The following is an 11,370-nucleotide window of genomic DNA, read 5'->3' as shown; positions in this document are numbered from 1 at the left end:
CATGCTCCTGAAATGCGAAAGGGGCCCCGGATGGGACCCCTTGCTCGGTGTGGATGGGCGGGTGAGGCTCGATGAAGAGCTCGGCCGCAGGTCGCGGTGCGATCGCTTTCGTGGCGGCGGTGGTCGAATCATCATGGCCTCAGGCTTTGAGCAGCTTCGCATCGCCCGCCATACACTTATAGGATTTTAGTCTTATTGTCAACTTGTTTAGCAGGTTTACTACTTAGCTGTCTGGTTGCGGAACGTCGTTGAAAGGTGGCACGTTGGGCGATGAAAGCATACGCTTGGCGGTTCGAAGGCGTGCGCCGCCGTGTTGCAAGCAGGGCTCGTTGATGCTCGCCATCCATCCCCAGGCCCGCACCACCCGGGCTGTCCGCGCCGAGATTGCCCGCTCGCCCGAGAGCTCAAACGTGCTGGCCAAGCGCTACGGTGTCTCCACCGAGACCATCCCCAAATGGCGCAACTGCGGCCCCGATGCGTGTCAGGATCGCTCGGCGCAATCCCATAAGCTGCCCTCGCGCGCCAGCGATGAGGTGCGCGCCATCGTGTGCGCGCTCCGCCGGTCCACCGGCTTCCCCTCGACGCGATGACCTTCGTCGTCAGCCACTTCCTGCCGCACCTAAACCGGCACGCCGTCTGCGGCATCCTCAGAGCGTAGGGCCTCAACCGGTTGCCGACCGCCGATTAGGCCCGTAAGCCGCATGGCACCTCCAAGGACTACGAGGTTGGTTTCGTCCACTTCGACGTGAAGCACCTGCCTAAACTGCGTGTTCGCGACGGCACCACGCGCAAGCACTACCTGTACGTCGCAATCGACCGCGCCACCCGCTACGTGCACCTCGCGGTCAAGGATGACGAGACCCTGGCCTCGGCGCGGGCCTTCCTCACGAACGCGCTCGACGCCTTCCCCTTCCGGGTCACTCACGTGCTCACCGATCGGGGATCCTGCTTCGCGGTCGAGGCTTTCAAGGCCGCCTGTGAGCGGCACGGGGTGCAGCATGGCACGACGCGCCCCTACACGCCGAAGACCAATGGCATGGTCGAGCGCTTCAACGGCCGGGCGCAGCGGGAGGTGCTGGGCATCACGCTCTACAGCCACGCCGACCTGGAAATCGTGCTGCTCGGCTTCAACGCGGCCTACAAGGTTCGCCGTCAGAGCGCGTTCAACGGTCTCTCGCCCGAGATGGCGCTGCGCCAGCATCTCGAAGCTGATCCCGCACTTGCAGATTCCACCTAAAAACCGCCCAGTTCTACACTCATCAATCGCGCCCTCCGCATTGTTGCAGACGCCAAGAAGGGCTTACATCCAGACAGCCGCAGCAGTCGAAGGTGATCACCTTCAGCACAAGTTGCAGTTGCAGTTCTCGCCTCGGCTGAAGCCTTCCTCTATGCCGCGGCCGTCATGACCCTCGTCGGACGTCTCACCCGATCAGCCTGACTTCTCGGACGGACCCTCAGCCAGCAACGCGCCGTAGCGGAACGTCGCGATACGCCCATTCGGCTCACTGAACGTCCCTTCGCCTCGATCGGCCCGTGCCGTCGTCACGGTCCCAGGCATGATTGTGGTTCCAGTGCAATCCACACTCAGAGACACAGGCGCATGCGCACTATCGAGCGTGAAACCGCCACTGCACGCGACAAGCCTCTTCGCATCCTGAGTGTAAAAGGTGATGCGTAGGAGACGCACCGACGCGTGACCCTTGAGCAGAAGCCCGTCCTCCCTTCGGATCTCGAAGGGCAGCGAGTCGAAGCCGAACGTGCTGCCGCCTTCGTCCAAGCCTACCTGAATGCCCGGCATCAACGCTCCACCGCAACCAGACAGGATCGTCAGCCATGCGCAGGCACAGGCGTGGAGCGACCGCCACTTCTTCGAGACGCGTGTCGTCACTCCGCCTGCTCGCAAAATGTTGGCGTACGGCCAGCACGTTCTACCGCGTACTACAATTCGTGTTTGTGTCATCGCTCGAGCCGCCGTCATTGAGGCGTGCCGGGCAATCGTGACGCTGTCCTGATCGACCGTTGGCAACCTTCGGATCCCGGTCCGGCCCAAGCAAACGGCCGCGGATCGCCTCACGCCGGTTGATCCGGCCCGGCAACGGCACGACGCACGCTCGCGTCAGGGTCTGCTGCTCCGTTCGGTGCATATCATTGCAGATTTACTGTAATAGTCAGTCATTAAATGGGTGCATACCAATCACAAACAAATTATTCAAAATCTAAGGTAAAATGCAGGCACGGCGAGGACATCGATCATCGCGGCTACGATCGGAAGATATGTAAATCTGTCAGGTGCGGGGCCCCGTCCGGTCCGCCTCCTGGCAAAGGCAAGTATCAGCAAGGGGACCAACGGCAGCAGGTATCGCCCTTGGGGCCCGTACACCCGTTCCTCACCGACGTTCGTCCAGGATAGATATTGGGATACCACGATCAACCAGCAGCAGAATATGACTGACGCCACCAGTAAGATACGTTCAGACCATGAAGGTAAAGGCTCGCGGTAGGGGATGAGCAACGGTATAAAAAGCGAGCAGCCCCACAGTACGTAAAGCGCCCCGGGTAGAGGCTGATCGTACCAGCCGAAGATGCCGACCATCCCCTCCGCGAGCACGATCAAGTGTTTCAGGTTGAATACGAACTTTGCCGGTACAGTGATGAAGCGCAGAGGGGCCGACACGAGCACCCGCGCTTGTGCTGTCGGATCGGTGCTGTTGAACAGTGCCGGATGAGTCGAAGACCAGAGGGGACCTGCCTCGTAGGTGGGACGCGGCACCGGTGCTGCTACGAACACAGTGGCAATCACAGTCCACAGGAGTGCGGGTATCACGGTCAGAGCCATTAAGGACAGCCGGCGCCTATAGAAGCGGCCATCCCGCCGAGCCAGCGGCAGCGAAATCAGCAACATCGCGGCGATCGGCGCGTATGGTGGCTTCGCCCACACGATCGCGGTTATGGCCAGAGCTGCCCCAAACAGGCGGCACCGCGCGCCCTGCTCCGTCATGGACCACGGGGTGAGCAGGGCTGCGGCGAGGGCTGCCAGCGCGATTATCAGCCCGTCCTGGCTAAACGATGCCGCGAGCGAGAGCGACATCGGCAGGCAGAGGAGCGCGAATAGGGCGGCCCGCCCGCGGGTGGCATAAGCTAGGGCTGCGAGGCCCAAAACCATATATGCGACGATGTTCGCGAGCCGTCCGAGCCGAGCCGTCGTTGCGGGATCGAGGTCAAACGCGTCTCCGACCGACAGACCGAGCGCACCGGGGGCGTAGAGGAGGGGCGGATAGGTCGCGATAGTGTGAAGCGGTATGAAAATATTTCCGTCGCTCCCTGCGGTATCGCTCGGCGCCAGGGTGCCACCGAAATCTAGCGGTCGGCTGCGAGCGAGGCGGTCCCACTGGGAGTCGAGCGTTACCCCCGCCACCCGATGGACGGTGCCGTCGGCGTAAGGCACGTTCGCGCGATGCCCGACCCATTGTCCCTGGGCGAGCGCGGCCGCACGGGCGAGGTGCCCGGCCTCGTCGGCGACCTCGCCCAGCGGAACGATCAGCGCCAGCGCGACGGAGACCGGCAGGCCGAGGCACAGGAAGGACAGGCACCAGAACCGGCCCCCTCCGACGAACGGTAGGGTCAAGGCTGCGCATGCGGCCGCCGAGGCGGCGCATCCCGGGATGCGGAGATCGGCGTGAACAGCGGCGCCTCTTGCAGTCCGAGACGGTGCAGGCGGTAAGCTATCGCAGTCCGGAGCACGCCGAGGCCGTAGACGCAGCTGCGCTCGAAGTCGATCGAGGAGGCGTCGTCGAAGTAGCGTGTCGGACAGGAGATCTCGCCGATCCGGAAGCCGGCATGCATCGCCTGGGCGAGCATCTGGTTGTCGAACACAAAGTCGTCCGAGCAAGCCTGGAGCGGAACGAACTCCAGAACCACCCGGCTCCAGGCACGGTAGCCGGAGTGATATTCGGATATCTTCTGACCCATCAGCCAGTTCTGCACGAGGGTCAGGCAGCGGTTAGCGATGTACTTGTACATCGGCATCCCGCCGGCGAGCGCGCCCTTGCCCAGGATGCGCGACGCCACGACCGCATCGTATTCGCCCGACACGATCATCGAGGCCATGGCCGTGATCAGGCGCGGCGCGTACTGGTAGTCCGGGTGCAGCATCACCACGATGTCGGCGCCCCGCTCTAGAGCGATCCTGTAGCAGGTCTTCTGGTTGCCGCCGTAGCCGCGGTTGCAGGAATGGCGGTGGGTATGGATGCCGAGGGCCTGGGCGAGCGCCACGGTCTCGTCGTGACTGGCATCATCGATCAGGATGATGTCGTCGACGATGTCCAGGGGGATCTCCGCGTAGGTCCGCTGGAGCGTGGCAGCCGCGTTGTAGGCGGGGAGGACGACGGTGATACGCCTTCCGAGCAGCATCACACCTCCTCCACTATGCGGCGGAGGTCCGCCCGAAGACCCACGTCGGTCTGCCACTGAGCGACTCTGCGATTGACCAATGACGTTCGAGGCAGGCGCGCGTATGCGGCGAAACTCTCCTCGACGAACCGGTTGAGCGGCATCGTCGAGCGTGACGAGCGCCGCCCCGATGCCGGCCGCAAAAAGAGGGCGCTACCGGCAACGCCGTAATGGGCGGCGATCTCCGGATAGACCGGCCAACTCTCCCCTCTGCCGGGATCGCCGGAGAGGTAATCCTCAAGGTTGCATTGCTGATGGCAAACCCCGCCTCGATCGAGCAGCTCTCGGGCGAGGTCGACGATGACGTGCAGCTTGATCTGATTTGTCGAGTGCATGAAGCAGCCACGCCGCATCCAGCGTGCGATCGATGCCTCCAGGTCGTAGCCAGCCTCAGCGCCGAGCTTACGCAGCTGCTCGGCCGCCTTGTCCCATGCGTCGAAATACCCAACCCGCTCGAAGACGCGGCGTTGGAACAGCTTCAACACCTCGCCCTGGGACAGGCGAGAAAGGTAGCCGAACAGGACGAGCGCGGAATGCGACTGTCCCATCGGGCCCGTAACCAGGACGCGCGAATAGGAGCCGACGCGGACCTGATCGGGGTGGAAAGCGGCGAACGTAATCACCGGAACGCGCGCGACCTTGGGACCGTGCAGGCCCGCGATCGCTCCGCCGTTGCGGCACAGCGGAAGGTCGGCGCTCAAGAAGACAAAATCATGCCGGCCGAACTCAGCTAAGAGCCGCTCCGCTGCATAAAGCTTCGTCGCGTCATCAGCTGTCTTGTACGTGACAGTCGCCTCCGGTGCGATGCACGCCATCGCATGCGCGACGGCCGCGCTTTGCTCTCCCCCGATGACTAGTAGACGCGGTGAGCCCTGCGACTGACGAACAGAGAAAAGCGATCTCAATCTCTGAATCACGGAAACATCTGGCAGATTCATCATCGACTCAAGACGACGTCAGCGGAACGAATAAAGCGACAGGCATTTTAGGGATTTTATCACTAAATGTGGCATCAATGACTTGAGATTTGCGCCTGATTACAGGAAAAACAAAGTACTTATGCCATAGCGCATGAGGACGGTTGCTTCGCCATCAAAAATCGTATACGTGGGAAAAAATCACACGTCAACGACCGAGAGCATGTTGCCCCGTTGCATCCCATCCCGGCGCAGGACTGGTGCCGCTGCAGCCATTGTGGTCGCCGGCGGATGGATCGGACTCCAAATCGCGCGCGAACCCAGCTGCTCATGAGGTTGCGACCACTGACGCTGCCGCACGCGGCGACCGCGATCGCCCCCGCCGCACACAGCATCCGACGGCAACCCCCAGTCTGACTATGCGATTCTTCATCGACCACGATCAGGGCGACTCGATCCGCGGCTGGATCGTGCCGGATAATCCCCTCGCCATCAGCCGCGTTGCGGTATCAGTCGCCGGACGCCGCGTGGCCGAGATTCCGGCCAGCGTCATCGACGAGGCGTTCAAGCGCAACGGCTGGCACGCAACCGGGCAATGCACGTTCGTGCTCACCGATGTAGAGGTGCCGGGGCTGCCCGAGATCCCACGGCTCGAACTCTACGACGCCGACACCAACGTGCTGATCTACCGTCGCCTGCCGCCGGAGGGGACGGTTCAGCTGCGGACCATGCTAATCAACACCAGCATCGAGCCGGAGACGGCGCTTCAGACAGCGCTCTTCCCGTATTTCCAGCACTGCCATTTCAATGTGCATCGCCTGTCGGACGAGATCATGACCAGCCTGCTCTCGACCAAGGCGATGCCGTCGGCGTTACTGTCGGGGGCCGTGACCATCCCGCGGTATGAAAACTACATGACGCCGGACCTGATGATCACAGCCATCCTGCTGAAGGACCCGCATGTCGAGATGGCGACACGCATGCTTTGGCTGAAGGCGCGGGCAGGCGACGCGACCGACCCCGCTCGCAGTTGGCGCCTGGGTCCGCTCGCGGAAGCCGCGTCCTTCGCGGACGAGTACGACTTCGCCGACGCGAAGAGCCTCAAGCGATTCTTCCGCATGCTGCCGGAGCCCGCCTACCGGCTGCTCTACAATCCGCTGACCCGCCAGCTCGGGACGCGCATGCCAGGCGACCGTCTCGACCCAGGCAACTCGATCGTCGCGGTGGAAGTCCTCGCCCGGGTCGGCATCGTCGGCCACCAGGCGCAGTTCCCCGCCTTCGCGTCGATGTTGTTCGACCGTCTCGGCATCAATGTGCCGCTCCCCGATTTACCGCCAGTGCCCGCGGAAGTTCGGGCACTGGCGGAGCGGCTCAGATCCAGCAAGGCGGTTGAGGAGATGCTCGTCTTCGACGGCGCCATATCCAAGATGGTCGAGGTATCGGTCGCGAAACATTGGAGTAACTGATCTCTAGAGAGACATCCATACTAAAGATCAGCAAAAATGCAAACCAATATATCAACAAAGCGTCGTTCCAAGCCCTTATAAGATGTAAATCTTCGCTTATTTTCTCGCTCAAGACCTCATGCACAGCATGGCCGATGTGAAGAAAAAAATTGATCTAGATAGAGAACCGAGCATACGTCCCAAAGATGTTTTATGCATCATTGCGATGGCTGCCTGGTCAATGGCGGTTTTGGCAATCGAGCACCCAGTCCGCCAAGCGCCGCCGATCGTCTCGTACCTGAGTTTTACCAGCTTTCAAATGCGCTGACGATAATTCGCGCGCTGCCAGGACGATCATGCATGCTCCTTTCGTCCACGTGTTAGTCAAGGACTGGCGGAACCGAAGCTTGCTTCGACAGCGAGCAGATGCGCGCTGGAGGCAAATTCGGATCGACCTCGCCGCCGCTGTGAAGGGGGGCGTGCTGCTCGCCGGCAACTCACACGCGGCTCTGATCGGACACCCCCAAATCGCCGGTCGACCGCCGAGCATCAATATCGCCGCCGGCGGCCTCACCGCCCGAGGTTGCGCCAAACGGATGGCGCGCCTCGATACACCGGCGCGAGCCGATGCCGCGGTGCTGATCATCGGGACGAACGACATCGCCCGGCGCCATCGCCCGGAACGGCCGGCCACGGGGCGACGGTTCGAGGCCGACGTACGGCGTATCCTTGCGATCCTAAGTCGTTGGTCCGAGCATATCTTCGTCGCTGCCGTGCCGCCCCTCGGCCCCGAAGCGGCGGACCATGACGCGGACGCCGTCGCGACCTTTTCAGATCGTCTTGAGCAACTCTGCGCGGAAGGGCAGCACGTCTTCTTCGATCCGTTTGCGGCTATTCGCGCATCCGATGGAGGCCACGTGAGGGCAGGCCTCTTGTCCGACGATATACATCTAGACGACTACGCGGCACTCGCCGCTGAGATCGATCGGGTCGTCGGCTCTGTCCTTGATGCCACGCTTTGATCTCAGCCGTCGAGCGAACGGGCCGGCGTGGTCAGGTAGGTGCGCGAGCGGCCGGCGCCGAACGTCCTGTTCGACGCCCGGGGATGCCGATCCCGCGTCAAGGTCGAGGCGGCCCGGATCGTCGGCACCTTAGAAGGCGCGACGCGAAGGCTGACCAGCCGAACCACCTCCCCGGCCAGGCCGGATAATCGGCCATGTGAAAGCCGTCGTGATGCAGTCCCGCCAGCGCGAAACCGGTCTCGCCGTCGCGGATCCCGGCGAACGGATCGAAAAAGGTAAACCCGCCTTGCTCGGTCAACGTCCGGAGGCGTTCAGTAAAGGCCATTACGGCGGCTGGGTCACGCCCCGTGGTCCATGGGCCAATCGGTGGGACCGCCGCCACGAAGATGCGTTCCGCCCACGCGGCAAGGGTCTGCAAAATCCGGTCAACATCGTCGGTGAAGCGGTCCGCAGCCGCCGGCCGGGCGGGGTGCCGCCAGCGCAGGATATTGTTGGTGCCGATGAACAGCACGGCCGCTGTGGCGCGGGCGTCCGAATGCAGGCTCGCGAGGTGGCGTGCACAATCGGCCGCCGTGCTGCCGCCGACTCCGAGATTGATGCAGCTTCGGTCGCCGAAATCGGGTGTTCCTAGGAACTCGGCGTGCGAGTCTCCGACCAGGGCGACGTAGCCGTTCGGTGCGGCACGGAGCGTAGCGCGAATGCCCGGCAAGCGTTCGATCCGGCGCCGACGGATGAAGCGCGCCTGCCGCCAAGTTTTCACTGGACTCGTCATCCAACTCATGAACATTCCGTGTGGCTGAGGGATTCTGTATCGAATTTACATTATTGATAGAGATTGACATTTAAACGCATGCATTCAAATATTATTGCGTTTATTATTCTGTCAAATAACTTAACGTTGCCGTGAGAAGACGTGGCTTGAGACATAAAAATGGCGGAGAGAAGCTATCGTATGATGGCTTCTTCGTCGCAGATTACAGCGGCGTTGCAGTTGATTTCGGCCTGCAGGTCAATGAGAGCTCGATGCGCCGCGGGTTCGGCGCGGTTCGGCGCAAAGGTTCCGAGGAACTGTCGCATGACGTGGCGCACCCCGGCATCGTTGATGGTGCGCTGGTCCTCATCGTAATACCGCCCGGCATTCGCACTGCCAGTAATGAGGTCGTAGGACGGGAAATACACGATCCTGTCGCCGTGAGTAGCGCATACTTCGCCGGCCGCGGCACGCAAGATCGATTTGGAATAACAATTCGAAGTCATGACGTGCTGATCAAGATAAGTGGCCACCATCGCGACGGGAGAAACCGTCATCACGACGCGCGCCGATGGATTGACGCGCCACAATCGGTCCAGAAAACCGTTCAGGTCGTCGATGACCTCGGCGACGCCCACGTTGACGAACGCGTAGCGGCCTGGGTCGTAGGTGCCGCCCGCAACACCGGGGGCGAGCGGTAGAACCGCCCCATCCGCGCGCCAACGCCAGCTCTCGGTCTGACCGAGCGTGATCACCAGGACGTCCAACGTCTCGAACAACCGACGCACAGCGGCCAAGTGAGCGTCGCGCGCCGCCCGTACCTCTTCTGCGCTCGCAAAGCCGTCCGGTTGGATCCTCGGCCGGAACGGATCTACGAACCGTCCGTCCGCCCGCTCCCAGGTCGTAAGTTCGGGCTCGAAGGCCCCGTATGCCCGATCGAACAGCTGCACGAACTGTCGCGTGTAGTACAGATTGCCGTAGCGGGCCGAATAGGTGCCGTATTGAAGGGCCTGAGCCTGGACGTGCGACATGCCGGCGGGCGCGGTCTCAGTGACATAGTAGTTGAACTGCGAGGCATGGAGAGCCGCCGCCACGCGCTGCGCGAAACAGGAACCAGCTGTGGCTACCCGGTCGTCGGGCGAGATGGTGAAGTTGTCGCCGGAGCGCAGATCCAGGGCGAAAGGCGGCACGTTCGTGACGGCGTTGGACCAGAACTGCTTCGACGGCAGCGACCTGTACGGGTTGTTCGACATTTCGGCCTCACGTGACATGCTGCTGAAAGGATGGGCGCCGCTACCGGCTGCCGCGGTCGACCTGCACGGGCGGCGCCCTCGTTGGTGGTCGGACGCATTCGACTCCGCGAGCGCGATTTGGCCCGCACGATCGCGGCCGGTAGGCGCAGCGGGTGTAAGTCATCGGGCACGGTGCAGCGTCGGATTTTGATCGTGCGCCGATCTCACGGAAACTCGCGTCGCTGCCGAGGTTAGCGGGCCGACGATTGCAGCGGCGAGGATCAGGCATAGGGCTAGGTCGGGAAGCGCTCGCCGACGGCTGGACGCGCCGCCGCCGCGGCAAGACAAGCCGATTAAAGACCGGATCATCGCCGCACCCGCCCGAAGGCGGAGCCAAGAGTCGCGATCTGAGCGATGTCCCACCGCCTTTCGTCGAGGCGTTGGGGAGCCGATATTTCCGCTGAGAAATCGGTGGAGGCGACCAGTTGCGGGACGATCAGCTCACTGTTTGGACGGACCAGTTCCACGACACAGACGCCGACGGCGGGCAGCGCCAGGGCCGTTAGCGTGTACGCGAGGCGGATCAGGCGCGTCGGGAGGTCAGGGGCTCGGTCGCGGCGTGCCGCCGTTTGATTGAATGCGATCGGCGGCAGGGGGGGGGGTAGACGATGGGGTAAGATGCGGGCGGCATCAGCAAGGAACCTCGAAGGTTGTGGGAGATATGCCCACAACATTTATGTGTGCAAATTTCCCACGTCAACCGAGAAAATGGCACATACAGGTGTGTCTGCGTACTGTGTGAGGCTGCCTCCCACGCTTAAACTCCTACCAGAGTGGGTATGTCTGAGACTGCCGACACATCGCGAGAGGGCGCGGCCCTGCACGCGCGTTGGCCCGGCTACTGCTGCCGTTCGTGCGCCTGCTAATTGCCCACGGCATCACCTTTCCGGCCCTCACCTACCTTCTACGAGAGCTCTACGTGAACGTAGCCGAGTACGATTTCGCCCCGACCGGTTAGGAGCAGACCGACAGCCGTGTCTCCCTGCTCACCAGCATCCATCGCAAGGAGGTGCGGCGCCTGCGCGGTGTCTGCGCCTCCGTGAGCGCGGTGCCCGCCGTGGTCTCGCGCACCAGCCGGGTCATCGCCCGCTGGATCGCCGAGCCGCGCCAGCTCGCGCCCGGACGCCCGCTCGACCGGTTCGTGCCGGGCTCGCTGGATTCGGCTATCGCCGTCGGCCAGCGCGAGCACTCGCAGATCGTATCGGCTATTCACTCCGTCGACGCGGCGGAAGCGTAGGTGAAGGTTTATGAGGGCCAGCTGGTCCCGAACCTGAGCCTGCAGGGCTCGCTTAGCCAGGTCTACGACCAGACTGGCCCGAACCAGGCTTACTTCGTCGGTTTCGTCGGCGGCAAGCTGAACATCCCGATCTACGAGGGCGGCCAGACCTACGCGCAGATCCGGCAGGCGAAGGAGCAGGTCGATCAGGCCCGCATCCAGGTGGATCAGGTCCGCGACCAGGTGCGCGCGCAGATCGTCGATTTCTGGGGCCGGCT

Annotated in this window: 10 protein-coding genes and 2 pseudogenes; 6 read left to right on the top strand and 6 right to left on the bottom strand. The window is 62.7% G+C overall.

Annotated elements, in window-relative coordinates; all coding sequences use genetic code 11:
• The first annotated feature begins 332 nt into the window (after positions 1-332).
• Positions 333-1,333: pseudogene (locus MKK69_RS23180) on the top strand (DDE-type integrase/transposase/recombinase).
• 96 nt (positions 1,334-1,429) lie between these two features.
• Here MKK69_RS23180 and MKK69_RS23175 read toward each other — a convergent pair.
• The 4 genes from MKK69_RS23175 to MKK69_RS23160 all read right to left on the bottom strand — a co-directional run bounded on the left by MKK69_RS23175 (position 1,430) and on the right by MKK69_RS23160 (position 5,390).
• Positions 1,430-1,888, bottom strand: a complete 459-nt coding sequence (locus MKK69_RS23175; RefSeq protein WP_243971762.1) for a hypothetical protein — start codon at positions 1,886-1,888, stop codon at positions 1,430-1,432.
• 321 nt (positions 1,889-2,209) lie between these two features.
• Positions 2,210-3,625, bottom strand: coding sequence for a DUF2142 domain-containing protein (locus tag MKK69_RS23170; RefSeq protein ID WP_243971760.1), 1,416 nt, complete (start codon positions 3,623-3,625; stop codon positions 2,210-2,212).
• The gene (locus tag MKK69_RS23165) at positions 3,622-4,410 is read right to left on the bottom strand and encodes a glycosyltransferase family 2 protein (protein ID WP_243971758.1); all 789 of its coding nucleotides are present in this window, start codon (positions 4,408-4,410) and stop codon (positions 3,622-3,624) included. Before MKK69_RS23165 ends, MKK69_RS23170 begins: the two co-directional genes overlap by 4 nt.
• The gene (locus MKK69_RS23160; RefSeq protein ID WP_243971756.1) at positions 4,410-5,390 is read right to left on the bottom strand and encodes a WcbI family polysaccharide biosynthesis putative acetyltransferase; all 981 of its coding nucleotides are present in this window, start codon (positions 5,388-5,390) and stop codon (positions 4,410-4,412) included. The genes MKK69_RS23165 and MKK69_RS23160 overlap by 1 nt, the downstream gene beginning before the upstream one ends.
• 395 nt (positions 5,391-5,785) lie before the next feature.
• Here MKK69_RS23160 and MKK69_RS23155 point away from each other — a divergent pair, with 395 nt between their 5' ends.
• The 3 genes from MKK69_RS23155 (at position 5,786) to MKK69_RS23145 (ending at position 7,833) form a co-directional block, all read left to right on the top strand.
• Positions 5,786-6,832 carry a hypothetical protein gene (locus MKK69_RS23155; protein WP_243971754.1) on the top strand — a complete coding sequence of 349 codons (1,047 nt, stop codon included), beginning with the start codon at positions 5,786-5,788 and terminating at the stop codon, positions 6,830-6,832.
• 127 nt (positions 6,833-6,959) lie between these two features.
• Entirely contained in the window at positions 6,960-7,139 is a 180-nt protein-coding gene (locus MKK69_RS23150; RefSeq protein WP_243971752.1) for a hypothetical protein, read from the top strand.
• Positions 7,140-7,290: 151 nt separating this feature from the next.
• A complete protein-coding gene (locus MKK69_RS23145) occupies positions 7,291-7,833 on the top strand; it encodes an SGNH/GDSL hydrolase family protein (protein WP_243971750.1) in 543 nt (180 codons plus the stop codon).
• Positions 7,834-7,930: 97 nt separating this feature from the next.
• Here MKK69_RS23145 and MKK69_RS23140 read toward each other — a convergent pair whose 3' ends face one another.
• The gene (locus MKK69_RS23140) at positions 7,931-8,614 is read right to left on the bottom strand and encodes an SGNH/GDSL hydrolase family protein (RefSeq protein ID WP_243971748.1); all 684 of its coding nucleotides are present in this window, start codon (positions 8,612-8,614) and stop codon (positions 7,931-7,933) included.
• Positions 8,615-8,778: 164 nt separating this feature from the next.
• On the bottom strand, positions 8,779-9,837 hold the full coding sequence (locus MKK69_RS23135) for a GSCFA domain-containing protein (RefSeq protein ID WP_243971746.1): 1,059 nt from the start codon (positions 9,835-9,837) through the stop codon (positions 8,779-8,781).
• An 818-nt stretch (positions 9,838-10,655) separates the two neighbouring features.
• Here MKK69_RS23135 and MKK69_RS23130 point away from each other — a divergent pair.
• Positions 10,656-11,008, top strand: a pseudogene (locus MKK69_RS23130) (DUF6502 family protein); the annotation flags it as partial.
• Positions 11,009-11,113: 105 nt separating this feature from the next.
• Positions 11,114-11,370, top strand: a 257-nt coding sequence (locus MKK69_RS23125; RefSeq protein ID WP_243971744.1) for a TolC family protein, incomplete at its 3' end; no start/stop codon positions are given.

It is taken from the genome of Methylobacterium sp. J-026, from assembly GCF_022829585.1.
In the GTDB taxonomy this organism is placed as follows: Bacteria; Pseudomonadota; Alphaproteobacteria; order Rhizobiales; family Beijerinckiaceae; genus Methylobacterium.
Note: the sequence above shows the minus strand (reverse complement) of the source record. Positions and strands in the feature narration are given on the sequence as shown.